Genomic DNA, 24,758 nt, shown 5'->3' with positions numbered 1-24,758 from the left:
TTTCGTCAGATGGAGTTGGCGATCGCTAGCACCGAAATAGGGGCGCGGCGAAGCAGCTGAAAGGCCGTTTTGACAGATTGTAAGGAAACGGCCTGCCGGCCCGCGGCGGAGGTTCGACTAGCGCTTGGTGATCTTGCCGACATAATCGTAAAGGACAGGTACCCCCTCGATCGTCTTCGGCAGCACACTGTCGTCCTCCGGCGCGGTTCCAAGATTGACCTTCAGGGCCGGGTCCGTTCCCTTCAAGCCGATGCCCACCCCTACCACGTTGAGCCCCTTCGGCATCAACGAGCTGAAGCGTGCCTTGGCGCGGCGAGCCGCCGCCATCTTGGTCTCGTCCATGATCACAATCTAATCGCCGTGCAGGTCGATTGCCAGCCTCTTGAGCACGATTGCGATCGGGTTGGCATAGGTGAGACCGCGTCCGTTCGAGCCGCCGGTTTCGCTGCCGGCGAACAGCAGGGCGCAGCCGCGATTGTCCTGATCCAGAATCAGCGAACCGGAATCGCCGCCCGCGCTGAACGACGTGGCGCCGGTCGACTCGATCTCCACCTGATCGTCGAACGACTGCATTCCGAGGTCGTACTGGATCACGACGCTGTCGAGCTCGATGGCGCTGATCCGGCCGTGGGTCACGCCGGTGGTCCGGCCGACCTTGGACACCGCCATTCCGAGCGACAGGGGCTCGGTACGCGCACCCGCGAGCTTGCCGATGCCCCTATAGTCAAGGGGATCGGCGTCGATCCCCCGGGACAAAGTTGCGATGCCCGCGTCGAGCAGATTGGCCCCGTTGGGTCGCAGGCTCACCCATTTCGTAAGCTTCGCCACCACGTCCTTCGGCATCTTGCCTTTGTCGAGGGCCCCGGCTTGCAGAATAGCATCGCCGGCTTTGGCGTCGTTCTCGTTCGCCAAAACGTGGTTGTTGCTCAAGATGACGTCGTGGCCAGTCTTGCGTTGCCTGGCGATCGCGCCGATCGTCCCCGCTGTAATCTTGAAATGTCCGACGGAGCTGCCGGTTTGCAGCGGCCGCTGGCGCTGGCGATACCACGGCAGGGCGTGCTTGGCGATCCGGCCGACGAAGCGGACCTCCACCTCGTCCTTGGCGCGCTTGCGGATGTTGTCGAGCAGTGCGGTCGAGCGCTGCAACGAGTGGCGTTGCAATCTCACCGCAAGCCTGACGTCCCCCTCGGTCTTTCCCGGTGCGACGCCCAGAGCGACCAGCGGCTCTGCCTTTGTCAGCTTGCGCAACGAAAAGGTCGTTACCGAAAAGCCCCCCTCGGCGCTGATGGCAGACACCGCTGGGGGCACGACCTCGCTGGCAATCTCCAGCTTCAATGCACGCGCGGACTCGATTTTCATCCTCATCCCTCCGTGACGGCAGCGATGGGATACTACACCTTCAGGTTGCGAGATCGAGTCCCAAAGCGTCGCGGCGAGCGACCGCTAAGCGGTCGCCCGCGCCCGCCGGACATCCGGCGGGGTCGCCTCGTCCACCAGCGCGGCGATCGCCTCCGCGGTCGTCATCACCTTCTGGCCGTCGCTGCCGAGCCGGCGGACCGAGACCGACTGCGTCTCGGCCTCCTTCTTCCCGCACACGAGCAGCGCCGGAATCTTGGCCAGCGAGTGCTCGCGGACCTTGTAGTTGATCTTTTCGTTGCGCAGGTCGATCTCGGCCCGAAGCCCCGCGCGCCGGACCTGTTCCAGCACCTGCTTGGCATACTCGTCGGCCTCCGAGGTGATGGTGGTGACCACCACCTGCACCGGCGACAGCCAGAGCGGGAAATTGCCGGCATAGTGCTCGATCAGGATGCCGATGAAGCGCTCCATCGAGCCGCAGATCGCGCGGTGCACCATCACCGGCGCCTTTTTGCCGCTGTCATGGTCGATATAGAACGCGCCGAACCGCTCCGGCAGGTTGAAGTCGACCTGCGTGGTACCGCACTGCCAGTCGCGGCCGATGGCGTCGCGCAGCACATATTCGAACTTCGGCCCGTAGAAGGCGCCTTCGCCCGGATTGATCTCGGTCTTGATGTGATTGTTCTGCGACTGGATCTCGCGCAGCACCGTCGCCATCACGCGCTCGGCGTGATCCCACATCGCATCGGTGCCGACGCGCTTCTCGGGCCGGGTCGAGAGCTTCACCGTGAGATCGCCGGTGAAGCCGAAGTCGGCGTAGGTCGACAGAATGAGATCGTTGATCTTGAGGCACTCGTCGGCGAGCTGGTCTTCCATGCAGAAGACGTGCGCGTCGTCCTGGGTGAAGCCGCGCACGCGCATCAGGCCATGCATGGCGCCGGAGGGCTCATAGCGATGCACCACGCCGAACTCGGCGAGGCGGAGCGGCAGGTCGCGGTAGCTCTTCAGGCCGTGCTTGAAGATCTGCACGTGGCCGGGGCAGTTCATCGGTTTCAGCGCAAACCAGCGCTTGTCCTCGGCCTCGTCGCCTGCCGACTGCGCTGCGAACATGTTCTCGCGATACCAGCCCCAATGGCCCGAGGTCTCCCACAAGGACTTGTCGAGGATCTGCGGCGCATTGACCTCGCTGTAGTCGCCGGCGAGGCGCCGGCGCATATAGGCGATCAGCTGCTGGAAGATGGTCCAGCCCTTGGCGTGCCAGAACACGACGCCCGGACCTTCTTCCTGGAAGTGGAAGAGGTCGAGCTCGCGCCCGAGCTTGCGATGGTCGCGCTTTTCGGCCTCCTCGATCTGCTTCAGATAAGCGTCGAGGTCCTCCTGCTTCGCGAACGCCGTGCCGTAGATGCGGGTCAGCATCGGGTTGTTGCTGTCGCCGCGCCAATAGGCGCCGGCCACCTTCATCAATTTGAAGGCGTTGCCGACCTTGCCGGTCGAGGTCATGTGCGGGCCGCGGCAGAGATCGAACCAGTCGCCCTGGTAGTAGATCTTGATCGGCTCGTTGCCGGGAATGGCGTCGACCAGCTCGACCTTGAACGCCTCGCCCTTGTCGCGGAACACCTGCTTGGTCTTTTCGCGGTCCCAGACTTCCTTGGTGAAGGGTTTGTCGCGCGCGATGATCTCGCGCATCTTCTTCTCGATCGCGGCAAAGTCTTCCGGCGTGAACGGCTCGTTGCGGAAGAAATCGTAGTAGAAGCCGTTCTCGATCACGGGACCGATGGTGACTTGCGTGCCTGGCCACAGCGTCTGCACGGCTTCGGCGAGCACGTGCGCGCAGTCGTGGCGGATCAGCTCGAGCGCGCGCGGATCGTCGCGGTTGATCAGCTCGATCTTGGCATCGGCTTCGATGGGATCGTCGAGGTCGGCGACCACACCGTCGAGCGCCATCGCGACCGTGCGCTTGGCCAGCGACGGCGAAATGCCCTTTGCGATCTCGAGGCCGGTGATGCTCTTGGCGTATTCGCGCCGGGCGCCGTCGGGGAAGGTGAGGGTGATCTTTTCCGGCGGGGTCACGGGTCTCAGATTGCTGAGGCTATATTGAAAGCCGGATTCGGATTTGGGCTGGTCGGTCATGCTTTTCTCCTGAGGCTCACTCCTGCGAACGAGCGCAGGTAAGCGGGAACGAGCGATATATCAGGCGATTCGGCCTGTGCAATCCGGCATTTCCAAGAAAGTGGCGCGCAAAAGCTTGGGCGATGCTCCAACTATTTCGCACCGCGCCCTTTAACTGGTCGCAGGCCTGCTCTACATGCACTTGCATGGAAAATCCGCCCGTCGCCGGCCGTTTCACGCCGACCGCCCTGATGCTCGGCAATCTCGTCACCGGTTGCTCGGTGCTGGCGCCGGCGGGCATGCTGCCGGAATTGTCGACCGGGCTCGGCATCACCATCCATGCCGCGGGGCTCCTGATCACCTTCGGCGCGATTATTCTGTGCATCGGCTCGCCGCTGACGGCGTGGCTGACCAGCCGCATCGAGCGGCGGACGCTGCTTGTGACCACGCTTGCGGTGCTCGCCCTTGGCAATCTCGCCTCGGCATTTGCCCCTGACTACACGAGCCTGCTCATCATTCGCCTGCTGATGCTGGCGGTCGGCGCACTCTACACGCCGCAGGCTGCGGGCACGGCGGCGCTGATCGTGCCGGTGAAGCGGCGCGGCAGCACCATCGCCTACATCTTTCTCGGCTGGTCGTTAGCTGCGGCCGTCGGTCTTCCGCTGATCACTTTCATCGCCAGCCGCTATGGCTGGCGCGCGGCCCATGGCGGGATCGGCGCGCTCGGTTGCATCAGCTTCCTGTTGTTGCTGCTGCGCCTGCCGGCGGGCCTGAAGGGCACGCCTGTTGACCTGAAGACCTGGAGTGCGGTCGGCCGCAGCAGGACGATCCTGCTGCTGCTTGCGATCACGATGCTCCAAATGTCCGGGCAATTCGTGGTGTTCACCTTCATGGGTCCGCTGCTCAAGAAGCTGACCGAGGCGAGCCCGGATGCAATCGGCATGGTGTTCGGCATCTACGGCGTTTGCGGTTTCCTCGGCGTCGTCATCGCGACCCGCATCGTCGACACCTGGGGACCCTATCGGACGTCGTTGCTGTTCACCTGCCTGCTGCTTGCAGGCATCACCGGCTGGGCGCTCGGCGCGGGGAGCCTGGTGTTGATGGCGCTCGCGGTCGCGATCTGGGGCCTCGGCTTTGCCTCGACCAATTCGATGCAGCAGGTGCGGCTGGTCGCGGCTGCGCCGCCGCTCGCATCGGCGACCGTCGCGCTCAACACCTCCGTCCTCTATGTCGGCCAGGCTGTCGGCTCCGCCATCGGCGGGCTGCTGTTCGCCCGCGAACTGCTGCATCCGCTTGGTTTCGTCGCGGTCGGCTTCGTCGTCCTGGCGCTGATCCTCGTGGTCCTGACCCGGCCCAGGCCGGCCGCCGCCGCCACGGCCTGAAGTGCGTTTTCGTGTGCGCAAGGTGCTTGGCAAACCGCGCGCGGGAGCGCTAGAAGGCGAGGCATGGGGACCAAAGAGAGTTGACTGACATGAGGATGATTCTGGCGGTTGCCGCGGTGCTCTATTCAGCCTCCGCGTTTGCACAAACCGACAAGCCACCGATGGTGGGGGACAAGCAGTTGGTGCAGGTCAAGCCGAAAGGGACCAAGGAGGCCGCGGCCAAGCCGGCTGCGGCGCCGAAGGGCAAGCCGCAGTCGATCGCGGCACGGCTCCAGGCCTGCCTCGACCTCGATGACGGCACCAAGGACCGGCTCAACTGCTACGATGCGGTGATCGCGCCGGCGCCGAAGCCGAAGCCGGCGAAGGCCAAGGGATACGCCGATTGCCGGTTCTTCAAGGAAGAGGACGAGCGTCTGGCCTGCTTCAACGGTTTTGCCGAGAGCATTCCGAAGCTGCCCAAAACCTGAACGTCAAGACCTGACCATCAAGACCTGAAGATCAAGAGCCGAGATCTGGAAGCCGGACGGCTAGTCGCTGATCCGGCTCAGTACGGCCCTGAAGGCAACGCCCGGCACTTGCAGCGCGGTGCCTTCGAATTCCGCTGTGTCGCCGTCTTCCCGGCCGGCGAGCGTCAGCGTGATGCGGTCGTGCCCGAACAGCGGCTTGAACGACGGATCGTCGTTGTAGCGCTCGGTCGAGATCTTGACCTTGATGCTGTCGCCTTCGCCCGTGTAGGTGCCGATGAACGCGAAAGCGGAATTGCCGCCGCGCATCTTGCCCTCAGTCACATAGACGACGCCGCAGCCGGTTCCGTGAACCGTGTGGAAGTCGACCTTGTACAGTCCCTGACGCACGACTTGTCCCCGAAGAATTCAAAACAACTTGGCCGGCAAATTATGATCGTTGCCGGCGGAAGCAATCCGGTCGGTCCCGGGGATGTCGGCCATCAACATCACATTTTGATCAAAGCCTGCGGCAATTGCGGGCAGCGCGCTCAAATGCCGGCGCGCGCAATATCGGTTAGCGGCTCGATGCGGCTGGATTGGTTGATGCAACGCGCGTCAGCGCCAGCGCCGGCGTCGCCGACATCTTCACCAGCACGTCCTTGAGCGGGTCCCGGGTCCAGGCGCGCGTCACATAATCACGATGTGTGATGCCGTCGCCGGTTTCGACGAACACCACGCTGCCGGGCCGGAGCGGGCCGTCCATGTCCTCGGAGACGCTGATGCCCTTTTGCCGCAGCATGCTCATCAGCTCGCGGTCGCGCCGCGCGGTGTAGCGGGTGTAGGAGCTGACGAAGAAGCCGGAGCGGTGGCTCTCGATCCAGGAGGCGAACTTGTCCATTTCGCCGTAGACGGCATCGAGCAGGACGACGCCGCGGACGCGGTCGCTGATGCCGCCGACCTCGAGGCTCCAGGCCGTCGGCAGGAAGCCGCCGCTGTAGCCGACGATCACGATCGGCATGTTGGCGAAGGCGCGGGCGTTGTTGGGATCGCCGGTGAGCCGGGCCAGATGGGTCGCCGACTCTTCCATGAAGCGCTTGAGGCCGCCCGCCTGCCAGAACTTGCCGGCGCTGGAATCGGCGGCATCGACCGCCATCTGCGGCGCCAGCAGGATGGCGTTGGCGCCGGAATCGGTGACCTGCTGCGGTACGAGTTGGCGGTCGCGCACGTCGCGCTCCAGCGTTGCGCCGTTGCCGTGGAAGAACACCACGATCACGCCCGGCTTGCGCACGTCGAAATGCTCGGGCACGTGCATCAGCACGCGGCTGTCGCTGTAGGTCTCATCCTGCCAGTAGACGCGCCCGGAATAACTGCGGTGGCCGCGGCGATCGCCCTTGGAGATGTTGAGGAACGGTGCGTCGGAGGCGGGGTTGTTGCCGAAATAGGGGAAGGCCGACGATTTCAAGCTGACGAGCGTCGTCAGGTCTTCACGTGCCGGACGCTGGTAGGGGACGTGCGGTGCGAGTGAGGCGACCTTGTACGGCGCCTGCTCCGGCTGAGGCTGCTGCTGGACGGCGCGTTTGGGCGAGAAGTCCGACATCTGCCGCTGCAGAAGACTCTCGCTCGCCGACGGGAAGCGCTCCTTGAATTGCGGGGCGGGGAAGCGATCCTCGAATGTGTCGCTGCTTGCGACCTGAGGATTGGTCTTCGCTACGATTTCGACGTTGGCCTGCGAGTTCGCCGCGAGCGCCGCCGGGTTGGAGGCCTTGCCGCATTGAACCAGCGTGAGCGACAGCGGCACCAAGGCTGAGATCAGCGCGATCCGGAGCGCGCCACTGCGCGCGCCGGACAGCGTCCGATCAGCACGAATGTCAGCTCTCAATTTCGGAGCGGCCCCGACCATCCACCCATGACCCCAAGTCATGTCCACAAGCCCAGCGGCGATATTCAAGCTAATTGAGCCGACTGGCGTTTAGGCGACGTTAAGTGTCCGGAGAAACTTCCCCACATCCGGAATGCTCAAAAGGACCATGCAATCGTGTCCTGATTGTGGGGGTGCGAAACGGGATTCTCCGGTGTTCACGGGGCCTTATTACCCAGGATCGTGCACAAGAGGTGCCGCAATACCGATTGCGTACGCCTCATTTAACCCTTGTTAACCCTGCTTGAATTGACTGGACCAGACTGCACGATGCTCCTCACGAGACGTGACGCCTGAGGTTGAGGACCCCGATGACGGCATCAGATGCGGGACCCGCGCCCTGGACTGGCCGGCTGACGAGGAGCGGGCCGGGGGTCTCCGTTCTGGTCGCAACCGCCATCGTTGTTGCCGACATGATCGGGGTCGGCGTCTTCACCAGCCTCGGCTTCCAGGTCAAGGACATCCCCTCCGGCTTCTCGATCCTGTTGCTCTGGACCATCGGCGGCATCGTCGCGCTGTGCGGAGTGTTCTCCTACAGCGAGCTCGGCGCCATGTTTCCGCGCTCGAGCGGCGAGTACAATTTCCTCGGCCGCGCCTATCATCCCGCCTTCGGCTTTCTCGCCGGCTGGGTCTCGGCGACGGTTGGCTTCGCAGCGCCCGTCGCGCTTGCGGCGATGGCGTTCGGTGAATACGCGAAATCGGTCGTCCCCGATCTGCCGCCGATCCCGCTTGCCATCGGCGTGGTGTGGCTGGTCTCGATCGTGCAATTGACCGGCGTCAGGCACTCCTCGACCTTCCAGCTGATCTCGACCATCCTCAAGGTCCTGCTGATCGTCGCCTTCCTGCTCGCCGGCTTCGTCATCGGCACGCCGCAGCCGATTGTCTTCACGCCGCAGCCGGGTGATCTCGCGTATATCGTCAGTGCGCCCTTCGCGATCGGGCTCGTCTTCGTGATGTACTCGTTCTCGGGCTGGAATGCCGCGACCTACATCATCGGCGAGATGAACATGCCGCAGCGCGATCTGCCGCGCGCGCTGCTTGCGGGTACGCTGATCGTGCTGGTTCTGTACGTGGCGCTGAATGCGGTGTTCCTCTATTCCACGCCGGTCAGTGCGCTCGCCGGCCAGCTCCATGTTGCCAGCGTCGCCGGCAGCGCGATCTTCGGCAGCCTCGGCGGCCGGATCGTCGGTGCGATGATCTGCGTCGGCCTGGTCTCCTCGATCAGCGCGATGATGTGGATCGGCCCGCGCGTGATGATGACGATGGGCGAGGACATTCCGGCCCTGCGCGTGTTCTCGAAGCGATCGGTGAGCGGCGCGCCGGCCTATGCCATCCTGTTTCAGCTTGCCGTCGCCAATCTGCTGCTGTTTACGCGCAGCTTCGAGGCGGTGCTCGACTTCATCCAGTTCGCGCTGCTGTTCTGTTCGTTCTTCACGGTCGCCGGCGTCATCAAGCTGCGCATCACCGATCCCGACCTGCCGCGGCCCTATCGCGCCTGGGGATACCCGTTCACGCCGCTGGTTTTCCTGCTCGCGACCGCGTTCATGATGTACTACCTGTTCACCGAGCGGCCGGTGCAGTCGCTGGCGGGGATGCTCCTCATGCTCTCGGGTCTGTTGATCTACGCTGTTTTCCGCAGGCGGCCGGTCGCCGCTGGCAATTCATCACACCGCGAATAGACATGTTTCGACCCATGAGAATTGCGGCCGTCGCTCTTGCCCTGCTGGCCGCGGCCGTCTCGTCTGCACGCGCCGCCGACGTCACCTTCGATGATACCGCGCGCTTTCTCGCGGGCATGCAGCCTTCGCCGGACTCGCCGCTGGTGGCGCTCACCAAGGACCCGGGCTGGCAGCGCCACGCAAAATTCTTCGACGGCGCCTTCGCCCAGCTCGAGCAGCGGCAGCTCTCGAAGATCCGCGATTGGGCCGACGTCAATCTGGCCGCGCCCCGGCCGACCATGTTCTACTTGTTCAGCGGCCCCGACTTCCTCTACGCCAACGCGTTCTATTCCAAGGCCAGCACTTACGTGCTCGGTGCGCTGGAGCCGGTCGGCGCGGTGCCTGACCTGACACGGCTGCCGCGCGGCTCGGTCGGTGCCGCGCTCTACAATGTCGAGCGTTCGCTCGGCTCGATTCTGAGCTTCTCCTTCTTCATCACCAAGCACATGAAGGTCGACCTGCACGCCAACCAGGTCAACGGCACCTTGCCGATCCTCTATGTCTTCCTCGCGCGCTCCGGCAAGACCATCCGAAATGTCGAGATGATTGCGCTAGACGACAAGGGTGGGGTGCATACGGGAGGCGACAATCCGGGACGGAACGCGACGCGCGGTGTCCGCATCACCTTTGCCGGAAGCGACGGCGAGGCGCGCACGCTGTACTATTTCTCGACCGATCTCTCCAATGCCGGCGCGCGGGCCGCAGGCTTCCTGAAGTTCTGCGAGACGCTCGGCCCCGGCAACAGCCTGCTCAAGAGCGCGTCCTATCTCCTCCACAAGGGCGACTTCACCGTCGCTCGCAATTGGCTGCTTGCCAACAGCGCGACCATCATCCAGGACGATTCCGGCATTCCGCTCGCGAACTACAATGCGCAACAGTGGCGGTTCTTCCCGTTCGGCCGCTATCTCGGACCGATCGACGAATTCCCCGGCCGCCACCAGGCGCGCTACGCCGAACTGTTCACGCGCGCCCAGCCGATCGATTTCGGCGTCGGCTATCGCTGGCGGACGCATGAATCGAACTTGCTGCTGTCGGTGAGGGTGCCGGGAAGCGAGACCGCGCCGGCTGCGGAGAACACCTCGTCCGCCGAGCCGTCGCCAAGGCCGCCGCGTCCGAAGCGGCTACGTCCGCCCGAGTCGATCCCGCCGCCGCCCGGGCGCTTTTTCTGGTTTCGTTAGGTTGCCTGTTGAGGCGGGTGTCAGGGGCTCCGGGCGATGACAACCACCCGTACGAATGCGAACGCCATCTGATGGTATGTCGCCAAACCCGATGCGGGTCGGCCGGTGCTCGATCTCTAACGTCCAGTCTACCAGTGCACGCTCTGGCTCGGCACGATGAAGGCCGTGGTGCTCGGCGCCGTGGCAAGGCTCGTCGCCAGATACCAGCCGGAGCCGACCACGAGCACCAGCAGCGCGATGATGGCAATCATGTCGAGGGTTCTGGGATCATGATGACGCCCGCGGTGACCAAGATTTGGCCCAAACTTGAAGTGAAAATGAGGGCTGATTTTCCAGCGCATTCTTGTTTCCTCCCGTGGGAGCATCACAACAACGCGAGAGGGAAGTTCCCGGTTCCATTCAAGGCAGCGTTGCGCAAAGCACCGCGGCGTTCCTGGTCATATTCAGGATGCGTTGACGCCGCGCCAGCGGCCATAGCGCCAGGGCAGATACCAGCGCGCCCCTTGCGGTGCGGCGGGGGGGACGTTGTCGATGCCCGAGGTGCCGAAAGGATTGCAGCGAAGCAGTCGCGCGAGCGTCATCCAGCCGCCGGCCCACAGCCCGAACCGTTCGATCGCCTCGTCGCCATAGACGGAGCAGGTCGGCAGGTGCCGGCAATTGTAGCCGACCAGCGGCGAGAGCGTGTGGCGGTACAGCCAGATCAGTGCGCGGCCGAATCGGCGCGGGAGCCGGAGAGCGCCCTCGATGGGAGTGGAACAGTGCTCGCAGGCTGAATGCTTCATGGGCGCTGTGCTGCGATCGTGAGCGAGGTATTGCGCGGTTCCGGCGCAGGGAACTGCAAGTTGTTGTTTCTGCGCCATATTTATCGTGCTTTTTGGGAGCAGTGCAGCAAGTACCTGTGGACGATCTGTATTCCCCCGGATACCATTTTTATGACGTCCGTGTGTAGAAACATACGCCCGTATGATGGACTCAGAGGGCGCTGCCGAGGATTGTTGGGGGACCTTTGGGGCTTGGGGAAGGAACCAGATTGAGACTTCTGAACTCCCTTGATCGACGCGGTTGGTTGTTGCTTGGGGCCGCCGCACTTGGCGTCACGCTCTTCGGAGCTGTCGCCACGACCGGCACAACGGCTCATGCCGGTGCCGCCCTCGAAGAGCGCAAGCTGCCGATGAAGTTCAACTGGGTCGCCTGCGACCCGAACTGCCGCGGCTGGGTCAGCGCGGTCGGCATCATCACCGCTGATACGCCGAGGGATTTCGAGGAGTTTTCGCGCGGACGACAGCTTGGCGGCGCGACCGTGGTGCTCGATTCCAGCGGCGGTTCCGTCAACGACGCGATCACGCTCGGCCGGCGCTTCCGCAATCTCGGACTTTCGACCACCGTCGGCATCAGCGTTCAGAACCGCGGCGGGCAGTCGGCCCGTCCGGCGGTTGCGCCCGAAGCCTATTGCGAATCCATGTGCGTGTTCCTGCTGCTGGCCGGCAAGAAGCGCTACGTGCCGGAAGCTGCTCATGTCCGGGTCCACCAGATCTGGATGGGCGATCGTGCCGACGATGCCAAGGCGGCGAGCTACAGCGCGCAGGACCTGATGATCGTGGAGCGCGACATCGGCCGGCTCGCCAAATACACGTTCGATATGGGCGGGGCCGGCGACCTGCTCTCGCTCGCGCTCAGCGTGCCGCCGTGGGAAGATCTGCACGAGCTGGATACTGGCGAGCTGAAGCTCACCAATCTCGTGACCACGAACCTGGTGGCCGACGTGCTGCCGCATGTGGACGTCGCGGCGCCCGCGGTGGCGGAACTCGCGCCGAAGACGCAGGCGAGGTTCGGCGCGGAAGCGGAACAGCAACCCGTCAAGTCGACCAAGACGGCGGAAGCCATGGTGCCGACCGGCGCGGCGCCAAGCGCGGGTTCGCAGAAGTAAGATTTCCCTGATCGCCATCCCCGGCGCGTCGCAAGGTGACGACGCCGGAATTCAGATGTCGCAGCGCGAGAATCCGGGTTCGCGCCGGAATGACCTCGACCAAATCAGCCCTGCGCCGCGGCCGGCTGCTTGGCTTTCGCCTCGATCTGGCCGATGGCATCGACCACGGCATCGAAGGTCAGGAGGGTCGAGGCGTGGCGCGCCTTGTAGTCGCGGACCGGCTCGAGGAATTTGATCTCTTCCCATTTGCCTTCAGGAGGCGCGCCGTTCTCCTTGAGCATCTTGCGAACGGTTTCGCGTAACTCGCGGAGTTCGCTTGCGGTCGAGCCGACGATGCGACTTGCCATGATGGATGAAGAGGCTTGTCCGAGGGCACAGGCCTTCACGTCATGGGCGAAGTCGGTGACCTTGTCGCCCTCCATCTTGAGGTCGATCTTCACGGTCGAGCCGCACAGTTTGGAGTGGGCGGTGGCGGTGGCGTCGGGGTCCGGCAGCCGTCCGAGGCGTGGAATATTCCCGGCCAGTTCGATGATCCGCTTGTTATAGATGTCGTTCAGCATGTGATGGAGTCCAACACTTCCGCACCGGATCGGCCTTGGCGGGCGCCGTCCAGGGTCCTATATAGGGGCGGAACTGGCGGAAAAACAGTCCAGCGGTGCGGCGGCAGCGGTCCAGATCCGCGCTGCCAGCGTGATGACCCAAAGGGCCTTTTTTCGTCAAAACTGTTCTCTTCAGGCGTCCGGCGGCTTGCCGCCCCGTCTGCCGGTGACACTCCGGCCGCGAGGCCGTCGAACGGAGTAGACATGGACGCTACGATCAAATCCATCCGCCCGGGCAAGCCCTCCGAGAGCCGCCCGGCTGAGCTCGACCCTGCCGAATTCCTCGCGGCCGCCGTCCGCGCCGACCAGCCGCGCCCCGCGCGCGCAGAGGCGGAAGCGGCGGTGAAGACGCTGCTCGCCTATATTGGCGAGAACACCGCGCGCGAAGGTTTGCTCGACACGCCGCGCCGTGTGGTCGAGGCCTTCGACGAGCTCTATCAGGGCTACCACCAGTGCCCGGCCGAGGTGCTCGACCGAACCTTCGGCGAGACGGCCGGCTATGACGACTTCGTGCTGGTGCGCGACATCGAGTTCACCTCGCAGTGCGAGCATCACATGATGCCGTTCTACGGCAAGGCGCACATCGCCTATACGCCGGTGGAACGCGTCGTCGGCCTGTCGAAGCTTGCGCGCCTGACCGACATCTTCGCCCGCAGGCTCCAGACCCAGGAGCACATGACGGCGCAGATCGCGGCGGCCATCGATGAGATCCTCAAGCCCCGCGGCGTTGCCGTGCTGATCGAGGCCGAGCATACCTGCATGTCGGTGCGCGGCGTTGCCAAGCATGGTGCCTCGACCTTCACCAGCCGCTTCACCGGCATGTTCCGCGACAATCCGGCGGAGCAAGCCCGTTTCCTGTCCCTGGTGCGAGGCACGACGCGCTGACCTCGCGAAGGTCTGTTTCCGCGTCATGCTCCAAGCGAGGACGCCCGTGTCCGCTCACTCCCATGAGATCGAGGAAGGTCTCGCCTTCCTGCCCAGGTTCGACACTGCCGGCCTCGTGACAGTCGTCGCGACCGACGTCGCCACCGGCGACGTGCTGATGGTCGCGCACATGAACGACGAGGCGCTGCGCAAGACGATTGCGACCGGCGAGGCCTGGTACTTCAGCCGCTCGCGCAATGCCTTGTGGCGAAAAGGTGAGACGTCGGGTCAGACCCAGCGCGTGGTCGAGATCCGCACCGATTGCGACCAGGACGCGGTCTGGATCCGTGTCGAGCAGATTGGCGCGGCCTGCCACACCGGCCGCCGGTCCTGCTTTTACCGCAAGGTCGAGGCCGAGGGCGGCGGCGCCAAGCTCGTCTTTGTCGATGCTGACAGGTTGTTCGATCCGGACGCCGTCTACAAGAAATAGCCCGTCGTTATACGCGGGGCGGGCCGGAATGACGGCGAGGGGCCAGATTAACCCCGCATTAACCATACCTGTCCCACGGTGAGACGATAGGCGCCGAATTGCCGGCGTCGCTCAACGCCGCACGGGGCGGGCACTCCATCATGTCGGTCGACAATTCCAGTGCCTCTCAGACGACGGGTCTCGATCCGTCGCGGGCACGCGTCGCCGGCGCGATCAAGCAGGTCTCCAACCGGACGGGCGTCAGCTTCCAGTACATGCTGACGACCGCCAAGATGGAATCGGATTTCGATCCGACGGCGGAAGCCACCACGTCGTCCGCGCACGGGCTCTACCAGTTCATCGACCAGACCTGGCTGGGTACGGTGAAGGAGGCGGGCACCCAGCTCGGCTATGGCAATTATTCCGACGCCATCACCAGGACGTCGTCGGGCAGCTACGCGGTCGATGATCCCGCCATGAAGCGGTCGATCATGAAGCTGCGCGACGATCCGGAAGCCGCCTCCACCATGGCGGCAGCGCTGACGCAGTCGAACAGTTTCAAGCTCACCGGACTGCTCGGCCGCAGGCCGTCTGACAGCGAACTCTACATGGCCCATTTCATGGGTGTCGGCGGCGCCGCAAAGCTGATCGCCAATGCCGAAGACAATCCGCAAGGGGTCGGTGCGCGGCTGTTTCCGAACGCGGCCTCCGCCAACCGCTCGATCTTCTACGCCAGGGACGGCCGCGCACGCAGCGTCTCCGAGGTCTATTCGGTGCTCGACGCGCGCTACGCCAGCGCGGCGAATTCGAAGACGACCCGCAGCGCAATGGCGATGTATGGCGGCACGCCATCTACGACGCAGGTCGCAAGTGCCAATGGCGTGCAGCCCACCGCGCCTGTCATCGACAACGCCGCTTACCTGCAGACATTTCCAGAAGCGCGCGGCGTGACGCCGGTGAGTGCGATGTCGTCGTCAACGGTTGCGGACAACACGCCGATCACACCCGCATTCCGCTCGATCTATCAGCCCGGCGATACCACGCAGCCGGTTTCGACCACGGTGCAGAAATTGTGGGGCAACAACGCCTCGCTTGCCTCGATCGCATCGGCGACGCCCGACGTGCGTCCGCCGCAACCGCTCGATCTCTTCAGCGATCGCAGCGGGACGTTCTCGAGCTGATGTCGTCGCGCGAATAACCCGCTCTCGTGTCCCGGACGCGTGGCGGGCGGCTTTGTTCCCTTAACAAAACGTCAATAAAACCAGCCGGTTATGGTGAACGCTTTGTTAAGCGTCGTGGTTTATTTTGTGTTGCAGGTGACAAGCCGTCACCGCTTCGTCTTCGTTGCGTAAGCCGGAAGCACCATGATCGTTCGGCAGTTTATCAATTGGATCAGGACGGCGCCCGCCGGCGAGCGGGCCGAGGCGACGCGGGCATTGGCCCGGGCCTGGCTGATCTCAGACCTTTCCCATGACGACCGTATCGCGGCCGAAGGCGCGCTCCTGATGCTGCTCGACGATCCCTCGCCGCTGGTGCGGCAGGCGATGGCCGAGGCCTTTGCGCGCAGCACGGATGCGCCGGCGTCGATCGTGCGGGCGCTGTCGGCGGACCAGCCGACCGTCGCGCTGCCCGTGCTCGAACATTCGCCGCTGCTGATCGACGCCGATCTCGTCGACATCGTCGCAACCGGCAATGACGAGGTGCAATGCGCGGTCGCCCGCCGCATCGCGTTGCCGGTGTCGGTCTGCGCCGCCATCGCCGAAGTCGGCTGTGCTGCGGCAGCCCTCGAGCTGATCGAAAATCCGCACGCGGAGCTTGCACCGTTCTCCTGGAATCGCATCGTCGAGCGTCACGGCCATCTCGCCGCGATCCGCGAGGCGATGCTGGTGCTGGAGGATCTGCCGTCGGCCACGCGTGCCGCGCTGGTGGCCAAACTTTCCGAAACCCTGGCGCAATTCGTCGTCGCGCGGAACTGGCTGAGCGCCGACCGTGCCGAGCGCGTGACGATCGAGGCGCGCGACCGCTCCACCATCAACATCGCGGCGCGCACGCGCGGCGAAGACATGCAGGGCCTGGTGCATCATTTGCGCGTCACGGGCCAGCTCACCGCGGGCCTGATCCTGCGCGCGCTGCTGTCGAGCAATCTCGATCTGTTCGATGCGGCAATCGCCGAACTCGCCGACCTGCCGCTGGCACGCGTCTGCGCGCTGCTGCACGACCGTGGCGGCAACAGCCTGCACGCGCTGCTCCGCCGCGCCGGACTTCCCGAGGCGACCTTTGCGGCGTTCCAGGTCGCGCTCGATGCCTGCCACGAGCAAGGTTTTGTCGATACCGACGACGGCGCGGCGCGGCTGCGCCGGCGCATGGTCGAGCGCGTGCTCACCCATTGCGAAACCGACCGCGGCGCCACCGAACCGCTGATGGTCCTGCTCCGCCGCTTTGCCACGGAATCCGCGCGCGAAGAGGCAAGGCTGTTCTGCGACGAGCTCGCCGCGGATGACGCGCTTGATCCGGTGTATGACGATCTGATTGCGGCATAACGAGATGCCGTAGGGTGGGCAAAGGCGCAAAGCGCCGTGCCCACCATCCATCAATGATAGCGACAGGTGGTGGGCACGCTCCGCTTTGCCCACCCTACGATGCTGATTGTGGCGATAGAGCACCCCCACACTCCGTCATTGCGTCGCTACGCTCGCAATGACGAGAGAAGAGAGCCGGGGCGCTACTCCGCCGGCGCGATGCTCGGTGCCAAAATCACCTCGAGATGCTCGGGGCGGTCGCGGTTGACGTCGGCGAGATAGTCGTCGGCGACCTTGCGCAGGCGGCGGCTGAGCTCGGCCGAGACGCTGATGCTGTCGAGCTTGGTGTTTTCATGCACGATGGCGAGGATGGCGTTGATGTGGTGCGTGAACAGCTCGGCCGGCACCTTGTCGAGATCGGGCGCGTGCTCGATGACGCGGCACAGGCTCTCCGCAACTCCCGCCGCCGCCGGATAGCCGAACGTCGCAGCGTCGCCCTTGATGTCGTGCGCGGCGCGGAACAGCTCGTCGCGCCGCTCCTTCGTGAAGCCCTCATGGCGGATAGCAACATAAGCGGCCGACAGACGATTGACCTCGGTGGTCATCCAGTCCTTGAACTCACTGGAGAGGCCCGCGAGCGCCTGCTCGGCGCGGGCGACCGGATCGTCCAAATCCTTTTCTTCGACCCGGCGCAGAACCTTGCGCAGCGGATTGGGCTGCGTGATCACTTGGTGCGTGGCGAAGGCCGTGACCTCGATGTCCTTTGCGCCGTTCTTCGCCATGATGTCTGCCCCGATCGTGTGAGACGTTGCGCTAGATGGAGGAACGAGCCTTGTCGAGCAGCGAGGGTTGCTGGAGCACCTCGTGCTTTTCGCCGACGCGGCGCTCGGGGCCCATATAGGCGGAGTTGGTGTTGCGGCGCCGGTCCGGACCGAAATAGGTCTTGGTCTTGATGAAGGGCCGGGGATTGGCGACGACGTTGAGGATGCGCTGGTAGAGGCCCTTTGCGGAGATCGGCTTGGCCAGGAATTCGGTGACGCCGGCATCGCGCGCGACCGTGACGCGGCGCTTCTCGGAATGACCGGTCAGCATGATGATCGGCGCGTAGGGATTGCCCTTGGATTCTGGCTGCCGGATCATCTGCGCAAGCTCGAGCCCGTCGAAGATCGGCATCGCCCAGTCGGTGATGACGATGTCGGGCACGTAATGGCTGTACATTTCCAGCGCGGTGGCGCCGTCTTCGGCCTCGTAAACCTCGCGCGCGCCGAAGGAGTGCAGCAGCGTCCGCAGGATGCGGCGCATGTGCGGATTGTCGTCGCAGACGAGGAAGCGCAGCTTGTTGAAATCGATGCGGAACATGACGCCTGGGCCGGAGCGGTCAACTTTCGTTAACCATATCGCAGCGGGGGTTAAGGAAGGGTTGCCGCCGGCATTTCGCGGAGTACGCGACGAGGGAAGAAGTAAATATCGTAATTCCGCCATTTTTTATTGTAAAACGATAAAAATATGCAATTGAATGGGAGCTAATCCGATGAGCGTCGTCGCGTTTCCTTTTCCTGCGCCGGTCGAGCCGCGGTTGCGGCGCATCGGACGGATCGTGGCCGTCGGCGCGCTCCTGTGCGTCGCCGGCGCTGTGCTTGCGGTGCCGCTGCTCTGGTCGAGCGACGAGATGCTCCGGCACTGGATCGCGACCCAGTCTCCGCTGGGGGCGCGGCCCTTCACGCTCAATTTCGGCACGCGCCTCGCCGGCGCCCTGATCAGCCTGATCGGACTTGCGCCTGTCCTCTACGCCTTGTTGCAGCTCTCGATGCTGTTCTCCCGTTTCGCGCGCGGCGAGGTCTTCGTGACCGACAACGCCTGGCGCATCCGCCGGATGGGCCTCGCGCTGATCGTCAACGCGCTGATGTCGCCGCTGGTGCAGATGCTCACCACGATCAACCTGACGCGCGCCAACCAGCCCGGCCAGCTCGTGGTCATGTTCGGCATCGAGCAGTCGCATGTGCTGTCGGTGCTGAGCGGCCTCGCGCTCGTCGCGTTCGCAACCGTGATGGCCGATGCCGTTCGCATGTGGCACGAGAACAGCGAGATCATCTGACCATGCCGATCATCGTCAACCTCGACGTCATGCTCGCCAGGCGCAAGATCAGGTCGCGCGAGCTTGCCGCGCGCATCGAGCTCACGGAGGCGAACGTCTCCCTGCTGAAGTCAGGCAAGGTGCGCGGCATCCGCTTCGACACGCTGGAGCGGATCTGCGCCGTGCTCGACTGCCAGCCCGGCGATATCCTGGAATATGTCCCCGACAGCGCGGACGACGCGCTGGAGCCGCGCGGGGCCGGCCGGAAATCGGCTTAGCCAATCCTTCAAGTCCAGATTGGAGATGCCTGCGATGAACCGCCCTGCGCGCGTTCTTGCGAGCGCGGCTGCGCTCATGCTTGCCGGTTGCAGCTCGGTGCCGCTGACATCGATCCCGCCGCTTGCCCGCATCGATGCCAGGACGACGGATCTGTCGGTGCTGCGCGTCGCCGTGCAGTTGCCCGACGTGCTGCGGCCACGTTCGGGCGGCGTCAAGCTCGACGTCGTCACCAAAGTAGCCGGCGAGGCCGAGACCAAGACGAGCTTCGCCATGATGGAGATGAGCGACCCGCGAGATCGCGCCGGCCTGCCTGCGCCGCCGCAGGGCTCCTCAACCTACGCCTATCGCTTGTCGCCGGGCGATGCTGCGCGCTTCGAGGCGCTGCGTGCGTCGATGGTCGAGCAGGGGAAGCAAGGCAAACGCGGGTCGATGGGACTCGGCGTGGCAGCCAAGGAATTCTGTCGCGCCAACGCGGCGCCGCAGGCATCGCTGGCTGTCACGATCTATCTGATGACATCGGAGACGAAGAGCTTCGTTCCCGTCGTCAGGGATTTTGATCTGCTCGGTGATCCCGCCATGGCGGACGGCCTGGAATCGATTCAGTCTTGCGGCCAGTGATCCGCGCCGGCGCTCAGGAGCCGAACTGCTCGCGCAGGATGCGTTCTTCCAGGCTGTGGCCGGGGTCGAACAGCATGCGCATCGAGATAGTCTTGTCGGACAGGACCTCGACGCGGCGGACGTCGCGCACCTCGTCATGGTCGGCCACAGCAGCCACCGGGCGCTTGTCGCCCTCCAGCACCTCGATCACGACGTAAGCCGTGTTGGGCAGGAGCGCGCCGCGCCAGCGGCGCGGGCGGAAGGCGCTGATCGGCGTCAGCGCCAGCAGCGCGGCGTTGATCGGCAGGATCGGTCCCTGCGCGGACAGATTGTAGGCGGTTGAGCCGGCGGGCGTCGCGACCATGATGCCGTCGGCGATCAACTCGGGCATGCGCTCGCGCTCGTCGATCAGGATCCGGAGGCGCGCGGCCTGGTAGGTCTGCCGGAACAGGGCGACCTCGTTGATGGCGTGATGCAGGTGGACGCGGTCATTGACGTCGGTCGCGCGCATCAGGAGCGGGTTGATCTCGGATTCCTGCGCCGCCTCGAGACGGGCGCGAAGGTCGACCGTCGAGTATTCGTTCATCAGGAAGCCGACGGTGCCGCGGTGCATGCCGTAGATCGGTTTGCCCGAGTGCATGTTCTGGTGCAGCGTCTGGAGCATCAGTCCGTCGCCGCCGAGCGCGACCACGACATCGGCGTCCTTCGGGGCGCAATTGCCATAGTCCCGGGTGAGCTGGCCGAAGGCGGTTTGCGCCTCGCTGCTTGGGCTTGCGACAAAGGCGATCCGGTTGTATCGCGCTGGCTTGGTCATGGCTTCCGGGCAGGGCCGCTGGCTGGAGAAAGTTCCGCCGGGCTCGTCTATACGACCTGGGCCTCCATTGTCGAGAAGGACCGCTCTTCAAGGCAAACAGCGTCCGTCCCGATTCAGGGCAAATCCGGGTCGGTTTGTGCCCGCGCGGCTTCTTCAGGCGCCACTGGGCCGGTTATCCCCCAAACCGTCGCAATTTCTCGCTAGCCTTTCGATGCTCGCCGGCTCTCGCAGCCGGACAAGGAGAACGATCATGGTCATGCGTTTGCCGGCGCTCCGCCGCGCGGCCCTGGTACTGGCGGTGTCGACTTTCGCGCTCGCGGGATTTGCCCGCGCGGACGATCCGCCGCAGCCGCGCGCCGAGACGACGGCCCCGGCGGGACAGAAGGGTGGGCGCGGCGGCAACACGCCAGGCGCGTCACAGGGTTCATCGTCCGCCGCCGAGCCGCATCGCCTTCCGTCGGATTCGACCACGAAGCAGACGCTCGATCTGCCGGGCCGTGCACTTGACTTCACTGCGACGGCCGGCTCGGCCCGCGTGTTCGACGGCAAGGGTGAGCCGCTCGCCGACATCGCCTATACGTCCTATGAGCTCGATGGTGCCGACCGCGCGACGCGCCCCGTGACGTTCCTGTTCAACGGTGGTCCCGGCGCGTCCTCGGCATGGCTCCAGTTCGGCGCTGCGGGTCCGTGGCGGCTGCCGCTCGATGGCGAAGCCCTGTCGCCGTCCGCCTCACCCGAGGTGAAGCCGAATGCGGAGACGTGGCTCGACTTCACCGATCTCGTCTTCATCGATCCCGTCAGCACCGGTTACAGTCGCTTCGTTGCCAGCGGCGAGGACGCGCGCAAGTCCTTCTACTCCGTCGACGGCGACGTCAATTCGATCGCGCTTGTGATCCGCCGCTGGCTGGAGAAGCACGACCGGCTGACCTCGCCGAAATATGTCGCCGGCGAAAGCTATGGCGGCATTCGCGGGCCGAAGGTCGTTCGCCAGTTGCAGCTCCAGCATGGCGTCGGCGTCAGGGGATTGATCCTGGTGTCGCCGCTCCTGGACTTCCGCGAGTTCACCGGCACCAGCCTCCTGCAATATGTCGCGACGCTGCCGAGCTATGTCGCGGTGGCGCGCGAAGCCAAGGGGCCGGTCAAGCGCGCCGATCTCGCCGACGTCGAGGCTTACGCGCGGGGCGAGTTCCTGGCCGACCTCGTCAAGGGCGAGGCGGACAAGGAGGCCACCAATCGCCTTGCCGACAAGGTCGCCGAGCTCACCGGGATCGACCAGGCCGTGAGCCGTCGGCTCGCCGGCCGTTTCGACGTCGGCGAATTCCGCCGCGAGTTCGACCGCAAGAACGGCAAGGTGACGGGGCGCTACGACGCCTCGGTGCGAGGCTATGATCCCTATCCGGATTCGAGCAGCTCCCGGTTCGGCGATCCCTCGGGCGATGCGCTCCAGGCGCCGCTGACGAGTGCGGCGGTCGATGTTCTCACGCGCAAGCTCAACTGGCGGCCGGATGGCTCCTATGAAGTCCTCAACGGCGCCGTCGAGGGCAATTGGGATTTCGGTCGCGGCATCAACCCGCCGCAGTCGGTGTCGGAGCTGCGCCAGATCCTCGCCACCGACGGAAAGCTGAACGTGCTGGTCGCGCACGGCCTGTTCGATCTCGCCACGCCCTATTTCGGATCGAAGCGGGTGCTCGACCAGCTCCCGGCGTTCGCGACGCAGCGGGTCAAGTTCGTCGTCTATCCCGGCGGCCACATGTTCTATTCGCGCGACGGCTCACGGCAGGCGTTTCGGAGCGAGGTCGAGGCTCTTATCCGAGAGTAGGCCGCCGCTTGCGCGGCGGATATCGCCGCGCGATTTCGCGCGCGACGACGCGCTCCGGCTTGATATTGGCGCCGGCGATCCAGATGTCGCTGACCTTGCCGCGCTTGTCGCGGACGCGGCGCACCGGCTCGCCATGGCTCGAATAGCCCGCGGCCCAAGCGAGCTTGCCGGTGTCCCGGCCGGTGACCTCGATCTCGGCGGAATCCATGAACGGGTTGTTGAACTGCGGATTGGCGATCAGCACACGGTTGCCCACAGGCACGAAATCGGTCGCGCCCCAGATCGTCCACCAGCGGCCGGTCCAGTCGCGCACGCGGCGATCGGGCGCGCCGCGGGTCTTGAAGACACGCAGGATCTGCATCGCGCCATCCATCCAGAACGGCGCCGCGCCGTCGATCGAGTTGCTGAGGATGCTGATCGCGAGCTCGCAAGCGGGGATGGAGCAGGTCCGGGAGATGTAGCCCTGGAATCCGCCGCCATGGCCGAACCAGTCCCAGCCGTCGGTCTTGCCGGCGTTGACGCCGAGACCGTAATAGCCCTCGAAACTCTGCGGGACACGCCAATGGTTTCGCGTCATCTCGCGGCGGCTCGCGACCGACAGCACGCTCTTTCTTGCATTAGGCGCGAGCTGGGCGAAGAAGCGGGCCGTGTCGGCGGCCGTAGCGACGAAGCCCGCGGCCGATGCCATCGCATGGGCCGGATTATCGCCGGGGATCACGCATCGCTCGCCCAGCGGCAGCTTTCGCGTATGACCGCGCGCGAACAGCGCGCCCTTGGGAAGCGGCGCATTCGGTTCGGTCTCGCGCAGGCCTGCGGGCTCGATGATCTCGCGCTTGATCCAGGCGGAGTAGGGCTCCTTCGACACGGCTTCGATGACGAGGCCGAGCAGGCCAAAGCCGTGGTTGGAGTATTTGAAGCGTGTCCCCGGCTCGATCGCGGTCGGCAGCTTCAATTCCGCGAGCAACTCGCTGGCGTTGAGATAGGGGCGGTTGTCGATGAACTGCCCGGAATCGGCGCCATCGCGCGTCAGCCCCGCGCTGTGCGAGAGCACCTGCGCAATCGTCGTTTCCGCGACGCCTGGATGCAGGCCGCCGACATATTGGCCGATCGTGTCATCGAGCCGGAGCTTGCGCTGCTCGCGCAGCTTCATGATGCCCGCGGAGGTAAAGCTCTTCGAATGCGAGGCGATGCGGAAGCGGTGGCGCGGGGTGAGTTTCTCGCCGGTGTCGAGATTGGCAAGGCCGAACGCATGTTCGGCCGCGACCTCGCCGCGATGGGCGAATGCGACGATGACGCCGGGCTGTTGGAATGTCGTCTGTTGGAATTCGATCCAGGAGCCGATGTAGTCGATCGCGGATCGCAGCCACGTGTCCATTGCGCACCAATTTGCGAGGGGGATCGGTACGCGAGGCTAACCGAGAAAGCGGAACGGGCACAACCCCGAGGTTGTGCCCGTTCGCTCAGTTCAAAGACGCGATGTCTCAGTAGACGAGCGTCGCGCCGGTCGGCTTGTCGAGCGCCGCGGCAAGCGAGCGATATTCGGAGCTGTCGGTGCCGGCGAGCGAGGCGATCTTGTTCAGGTGGTACTGCGCCTGTTCGCGGTTGCCCTGCTCGAGCTGCCAGAGGCCGTAATACTGCCAGGTGCGGACGTGGTTCGGATCGTCCTTCAGCGCCAGCTCGTAATAGGCCTTGGACGACTGGTAGTCGCCGAGCTTGCGATAGGAGTAGCCGATCAGATTGGCGACGTCGGCGACGTCGTCGCGCTTGAGCGACTTCAGCTGGTCGATCGCGCTCGTGTAGTCGTGACCGTCGTAGATCGTGGTGTAGGCGGTGCGATAGGCCGCGAGGAATTTGGGATCGCTGATGGAGGAGCTCTTCTTCTTCCCCTTCTTGGCCGAGCTGTCCGACTTCGGCGGCGGCGAGGGCTCATCGCTGCCCGCGGCGTAGGCGCTGGTCAGCATCGGTCCGGCGGCCAACGCCATCGAGACAAGCCCCGGCACCAGAAGCATGGAAAGTTTGCGCATCTATCTTCTCCCGTATGGAACGTGGCGATCCTACACGATTGCCCAAAGACCGGAACACCCATCGGGCAAAAACATTCCCGCTTCGCACGATCTATTCGCCCCTTCGCAGATGACAAACTTGTCATCGAGATGAACAGAAGCCTGCGACGGGCTTCAGATTGGGTTCAGCGCGCGCCGCCTAGGCTCCCACCTACGATCGAAGAGTAGGCGAGAGGGCGCCGCCTCAAGATCCTTCCAAGAGGAGACCAACCATGTTGAAGACCATTTCCGCAGCCTTGCTCGCCGCTTCCGTAATCGCAGCCCCGGCCTTCGCCGCTGAAGCCGGCAAGACCACCACGACCGCGCCGGTGATCAAGGCGGACCAGAGCCAGACCAAGGTGTCGACCACCGCCGCGAAACCCGAGGCCGGCGTCAAGGCCGACACGAAGGCCGCCAACGTCAAGGCGGACGCCAAGGCGGATACCAAGTCGAAGGCGATGAACGCCAATGCCGCGGTCACGCCCGACGAGCACAAGGCCGTGCGCACGCATCGCCACCACCACAAGCATCTGTCGGCCAAGAAGTCGCTGAAGGCGCAGCCTGACGTGACCAAGCCGGCGGCCGTCGACAAGCGCAGCTAACGACTGATCCGGCGCGGCGGCATCCCTGGCATTGCCCGCCGCCGCG

Annotated in this window: 28 protein-coding genes; 14 read left to right on the top strand and 14 right to left on the bottom strand. The window is 64.7% G+C overall.

The features are described from left to right. Positions 1-117 precede the first annotated feature (117 nt). The 3 genes from OWC48_RS17865 to thrS all read right to left on the bottom strand — a co-directional run bounded on the left by OWC48_RS17865 (position 118) and on the right by thrS (position 3,486). Entirely contained in the window at positions 118-342 is a 225-nt protein-coding gene (locus tag OWC48_RS17865) for a hypothetical protein (protein WP_282521144.1), read from the bottom strand. A 9-nt stretch (positions 343-351) separates the two neighbouring features. Beyond that, positions 352-1,335 (bottom strand): hypothetical protein, encoded by a 984-nt coding sequence (locus OWC48_RS17860; protein ID WP_282521143.1) that lies wholly within the window; start codon positions 1,333-1,335, stop codon positions 352-354. Positions 1,336-1,443: 108 nt separating this feature from the next. Then, positions 1,444-3,486, bottom strand: coding sequence for a threonine--tRNA ligase (thrS, locus tag OWC48_RS17855; protein WP_282521142.1), 2,043 nt, complete (start codon positions 3,484-3,486; stop codon positions 1,444-1,446). A 185-nt stretch (positions 3,487-3,671) separates the two neighbouring features. On the opposite strand from thrS, the gene OWC48_RS17850 reads away from it, so the two are divergent. Next, the gene (locus OWC48_RS17850) at positions 3,672-4,847 is read left to right on the top strand and encodes an MFS transporter (protein WP_282521141.1); all 1,176 of its coding nucleotides are present in this window, start codon (positions 3,672-3,674) and stop codon (positions 4,845-4,847) included. 89 nt (positions 4,848-4,936) lie between these two features. After that, entirely contained in the window at positions 4,937-5,314 is a 378-nt protein-coding gene (locus tag OWC48_RS17845) for a hypothetical protein (RefSeq protein WP_282521140.1), read from the top strand. A 60-nt stretch (positions 5,315-5,374) separates the two neighbouring features. Here the strand turns inward: OWC48_RS17845 and OWC48_RS17840 are convergent, their stop codons facing one another. Genes OWC48_RS17840 through OWC48_RS17830 form a run of 3 tightly spaced genes read right to left on the bottom strand, consistent with a single transcriptional unit; the run spans position 5,375 to position 7,193 of the window. Continuing rightward, positions 5,375-5,701, bottom strand: a complete 327-nt coding sequence (locus tag OWC48_RS17840; protein WP_282521139.1) for a GrlR family regulatory protein — start codon at positions 5,699-5,701, stop codon at positions 5,375-5,377. A gap of 18 nt (positions 5,702-5,719) precedes the next feature. Continuing rightward, entirely contained in the window at positions 5,720-5,845 is a 126-nt protein-coding gene (locus tag OWC48_RS17835; RefSeq protein ID WP_282521138.1) for a hypothetical protein, read from the bottom strand. 22 nt (positions 5,846-5,867) lie between these two features. Continuing rightward, positions 5,868-7,193 carry an alpha/beta hydrolase gene (locus tag OWC48_RS17830; RefSeq protein ID WP_282521137.1) on the bottom strand — a complete coding sequence of 442 codons (1,326 nt, stop codon included), beginning with the start codon at positions 7,191-7,193 and terminating at the stop codon, positions 5,868-5,870. Between the two features lie 329 nt (positions 7,194-7,522). Between OWC48_RS17830 and OWC48_RS17825 the strand changes: the two genes are divergently transcribed. Then, a complete protein-coding gene (locus OWC48_RS17825) occupies positions 7,523-8,890 on the top strand; it encodes an APC family permease (protein ID WP_282521136.1) in 1,368 nt (455 codons plus the stop codon). Positions 8,891-8,892: 2 nt separating this feature from the next. After that, positions 8,893-10,107, top strand: a complete 1,215-nt coding sequence (locus OWC48_RS17820; protein ID WP_282521135.1) for a hypothetical protein — start codon at positions 8,893-8,895, stop codon at positions 10,105-10,107. A 128-nt stretch (positions 10,108-10,235) separates the two neighbouring features. Here OWC48_RS17820 and OWC48_RS17815 read toward each other — a convergent pair whose 3' ends face one another. Both OWC48_RS17815 and yidD read right to left on the bottom strand, forming a co-directional pair. Continuing rightward, entirely contained in the window at positions 10,236-10,448 is a 213-nt protein-coding gene (locus OWC48_RS17815; RefSeq protein WP_282521134.1) for a hypothetical protein, read from the bottom strand. A gap of 102 nt (positions 10,449-10,550) precedes the next feature. After that, positions 10,551-10,889, bottom strand: a complete 339-nt coding sequence (gene yidD, locus OWC48_RS17810; protein WP_282521133.1) for a membrane protein insertion efficiency factor YidD — start codon at positions 10,887-10,889, stop codon at positions 10,551-10,553. Positions 10,890-11,137: 248 nt separating this feature from the next. On the opposite strand from yidD, the gene OWC48_RS17805 reads away from it, so the two are divergent. Next, entirely contained in the window at positions 11,138-12,034 is an 897-nt protein-coding gene (locus OWC48_RS17805; RefSeq protein WP_282521132.1) for a hypothetical protein, read from the top strand. Between the two features lie 104 nt (positions 12,035-12,138). Here OWC48_RS17805 and OWC48_RS17800 read toward each other — a convergent pair whose 3' ends face one another. Further along, positions 12,139-12,594, bottom strand: coding sequence for an iron-sulfur cluster assembly scaffold protein (locus OWC48_RS17800; RefSeq protein WP_282521131.1), 456 nt, complete (start codon positions 12,592-12,594; stop codon positions 12,139-12,141). A 243-nt stretch (positions 12,595-12,837) separates the two neighbouring features. Between OWC48_RS17800 and folE the strand changes: the two genes are divergently transcribed. The 4 genes from folE (at position 12,838) to OWC48_RS17780 (ending at position 16,506) form a co-directional block, all read left to right on the top strand. Then, a complete protein-coding gene (gene folE / locus OWC48_RS17795) occupies positions 12,838-13,518 on the top strand; it encodes a GTP cyclohydrolase I FolE (protein WP_282521130.1) in 681 nt (226 codons plus the stop codon). Positions 13,519-13,564: 46 nt separating this feature from the next. Then, positions 13,565-13,987: a phosphoribosyl-AMP cyclohydrolase gene (hisI, locus tag OWC48_RS17790; protein WP_282521129.1), complete on the top strand. Its 423-nt coding sequence runs from the start codon at positions 13,565-13,567 to the stop codon at positions 13,985-13,987. A gap of 140 nt (positions 13,988-14,127) precedes the next feature. Further along, positions 14,128-15,147 carry a lytic transglycosylase domain-containing protein gene (locus OWC48_RS17785; protein ID WP_282521128.1) on the top strand — a complete coding sequence of 340 codons (1,020 nt, stop codon included), beginning with the start codon at positions 14,128-14,130 and terminating at the stop codon, positions 15,145-15,147. A 183-nt stretch (positions 15,148-15,330) separates the two neighbouring features. Then, entirely contained in the window at positions 15,331-16,506 is a 1,176-nt protein-coding gene (locus OWC48_RS17780) for a DUF2336 domain-containing protein (RefSeq protein ID WP_282521127.1), read from the top strand. 182 nt (positions 16,507-16,688) lie between these two features. Here the strand turns inward: OWC48_RS17780 and OWC48_RS17775 are convergent, their stop codons facing one another. Beyond that, a complete protein-coding gene (locus OWC48_RS17775) occupies positions 16,689-17,267 on the bottom strand; it encodes an Hpt domain-containing protein (RefSeq protein WP_282521126.1) in 579 nt (192 codons plus the stop codon). Between the two features lie 31 nt (positions 17,268-17,298). Continuing rightward, positions 17,299-17,844 (bottom strand): response regulator, encoded by a 546-nt coding sequence (locus OWC48_RS17770; RefSeq protein ID WP_008549760.1) that lies wholly within the window; start codon positions 17,842-17,844, stop codon positions 17,299-17,301. A 172-nt stretch (positions 17,845-18,016) separates the two neighbouring features. Here OWC48_RS17770 and OWC48_RS17765 point away from each other — a divergent pair, with 172 nt between their 5' ends. From OWC48_RS17765 to OWC48_RS17755, 3 genes are read left to right on the top strand one after another with little or no spacing between them, the layout of a single operon-like run. Then, the gene (locus OWC48_RS17765) at positions 18,017-18,580 is read left to right on the top strand and encodes a DUF2975 domain-containing protein (RefSeq protein WP_282521125.1); all 564 of its coding nucleotides are present in this window, start codon (positions 18,017-18,019) and stop codon (positions 18,578-18,580) included. A gap of 2 nt (positions 18,581-18,582) precedes the next feature. After that, positions 18,583-18,837, top strand: a complete 255-nt coding sequence (locus tag OWC48_RS17760; protein WP_049807677.1) for a helix-turn-helix transcriptional regulator — start codon at positions 18,583-18,585, stop codon at positions 18,835-18,837. 34 nt (positions 18,838-18,871) lie between these two features. Beyond that, complete coding sequence (locus tag OWC48_RS17755) at positions 18,872-19,456, top strand: hypothetical protein (protein ID WP_282521124.1); 585 nt, start codon at positions 18,872-18,874, stop codon at positions 19,454-19,456. A gap of 13 nt (positions 19,457-19,469) precedes the next feature. Here the strand turns inward: OWC48_RS17755 and OWC48_RS17750 are convergent, their stop codons facing one another. Next, the gene (locus OWC48_RS17750; protein WP_282521123.1) at positions 19,470-20,249 is read right to left on the bottom strand and encodes an NAD kinase; all 780 of its coding nucleotides are present in this window, start codon (positions 20,247-20,249) and stop codon (positions 19,470-19,472) included. Positions 20,250-20,499: 250 nt separating this feature from the next. On the opposite strand from OWC48_RS17750, the gene OWC48_RS17745 reads away from it, so the two are divergent. Continuing rightward, positions 20,500-22,068, top strand: coding sequence for a S10 family peptidase (locus tag OWC48_RS17745; RefSeq protein WP_282521122.1), 1,569 nt, complete (start codon positions 20,500-20,502; stop codon positions 22,066-22,068). Here OWC48_RS17745 and OWC48_RS17740 read toward each other — a convergent pair. Continuing rightward, positions 22,055-23,443, bottom strand: a complete 1,389-nt coding sequence (locus OWC48_RS17740; protein WP_282521121.1) for a serine hydrolase — start codon at positions 23,441-23,443, stop codon at positions 22,055-22,057. The genes OWC48_RS17745 and OWC48_RS17740 overlap by 14 nt on opposite strands. A gap of 106 nt (positions 23,444-23,549) precedes the next feature. Beyond that, positions 23,550-24,092, bottom strand: coding sequence for a lipopolysaccharide assembly protein LapB (locus OWC48_RS17735; protein WP_282521120.1), 543 nt, complete (start codon positions 24,090-24,092; stop codon positions 23,550-23,552). A gap of 251 nt (positions 24,093-24,343) precedes the next feature. On the opposite strand from OWC48_RS17735, the gene OWC48_RS17730 reads away from it, so the two are divergent. Further along, positions 24,344-24,712 (top strand): His-rich protein BRANT, encoded by a 369-nt coding sequence (locus tag OWC48_RS17730; RefSeq protein WP_282521119.1) that lies wholly within the window; start codon positions 24,344-24,346, stop codon positions 24,710-24,712. The last annotated feature ends 46 nt before the right edge of the window (positions 24,713-24,758 follow it).

Source organism: Bradyrhizobium sp. Arg816 (assembly GCF_029989365.1).
GTDB lineage: Bacteria > Pseudomonadota > Alphaproteobacteria > Rhizobiales > Xanthobacteraceae > Bradyrhizobium.
The sequence above is the reverse complement of the archived record's forward strand: the minus strand, read 5'-3'. Positions and strand labels throughout refer to the sequence as shown.

Coding starts and splice junctions, on each gene's coding strand:
- OWC48_RS17775 (WP_282521126.1), bottom strand. CDS start 17,267: ATGGCGAAGAACGGCGCAAAGGACATCGAGGTCACGGCCTTCGCCACG.
- OWC48_RS17815 (WP_282521134.1), bottom strand. CDS start 10,448: ATGCGCTGGAAAATCAGCCCTCATTTTCACTTCAAGTTTGGGCCAAAT.
- thrS (WP_282521142.1), bottom strand. CDS start 3,486: ATGACCGACCAGCCCAAATCCGAATCCGGCTTTCAATATAGCCTCAGC.
- OWC48_RS17780 (WP_282521127.1), top strand. CDS start 15,331: ATGATCGTTCGGCAGTTTATCAATTGGATCAGGACGGCGCCCGCCGGC.
- folE (WP_282521130.1), top strand. CDS start 12,838: ATGGACGCTACGATCAAATCCATCCGCCCGGGCAAGCCCTCCGAGAGC.
- yidD (WP_282521133.1), bottom strand. CDS start 10,889: ATGAAGCATTCAGCCTGCGAGCACTGTTCCACTCCCATCGAGGGCGCT.
- OWC48_RS17820 (WP_282521135.1), top strand. CDS start 8,893: ATGTTTCGACCCATGAGAATTGCGGCCGTCGCTCTTGCCCTGCTGGCC.
- OWC48_RS17800 (WP_282521131.1), bottom strand. CDS start 12,594: ATGCTGAACGACATCTATAACAAGCGGATCATCGAACTGGCCGGGAAT.
- OWC48_RS17760 (WP_049807677.1), top strand. CDS start 18,583: ATGCCGATCATCGTCAACCTCGACGTCATGCTCGCCAGGCGCAAGATC.
- OWC48_RS17730 (WP_282521119.1), top strand. CDS start 24,344: ATGTTGAAGACCATTTCCGCAGCCTTGCTCGCCGCTTCCGTAATCGCA.
- OWC48_RS17765 (WP_282521125.1), top strand. CDS start 18,017: ATGAGCGTCGTCGCGTTTCCTTTTCCTGCGCCGGTCGAGCCGCGGTTG.
- OWC48_RS17750 (WP_282521123.1), bottom strand. CDS start 20,249: ATGACCAAGCCAGCGCGATACAACCGGATCGCCTTTGTCGCAAGCCCA.
- OWC48_RS17770 (WP_008549760.1), bottom strand. CDS start 17,844: ATGTTCCGCATCGATTTCAACAAGCTGCGCTTCCTCGTCTGCGACGAC.
- OWC48_RS17850 (WP_282521141.1), top strand. CDS start 3,672: ATGGAAAATCCGCCCGTCGCCGGCCGTTTCACGCCGACCGCCCTGATG.
- OWC48_RS17755 (WP_282521124.1), top strand. CDS start 18,872: ATGAACCGCCCTGCGCGCGTTCTTGCGAGCGCGGCTGCGCTCATGCTT.
- OWC48_RS17745 (WP_282521122.1), top strand. CDS start 20,500: ATGGTCATGCGTTTGCCGGCGCTCCGCCGCGCGGCCCTGGTACTGGCG.
- OWC48_RS17825 (WP_282521136.1), top strand. CDS start 7,523: ATGACGGCATCAGATGCGGGACCCGCGCCCTGGACTGGCCGGCTGACG.
- OWC48_RS17785 (WP_282521128.1), top strand. CDS start 14,128: ATGTCGGTCGACAATTCCAGTGCCTCTCAGACGACGGGTCTCGATCCG.
- OWC48_RS17740 (WP_282521121.1), bottom strand. CDS start 23,443: ATGGACACGTGGCTGCGATCCGCGATCGACTACATCGGCTCCTGGATC.
- OWC48_RS17865 (WP_282521144.1), bottom strand. CDS start 342: ATGGACGAGACCAAGATGGCGGCGGCTCGCCGCGCCAAGGCACGCTTC.
- OWC48_RS17845 (WP_282521140.1), top strand. CDS start 4,937: ATGAGGATGATTCTGGCGGTTGCCGCGGTGCTCTATTCAGCCTCCGCG.
- OWC48_RS17830 (WP_282521137.1), bottom strand. CDS start 7,193: ATGGTCGGGGCCGCTCCGAAATTGAGAGCTGACATTCGTGCTGATCGG.
- OWC48_RS17735 (WP_282521120.1), bottom strand. CDS start 24,092: ATGCGCAAACTTTCCATGCTTCTGGTGCCGGGGCTTGTCTCGATGGCG.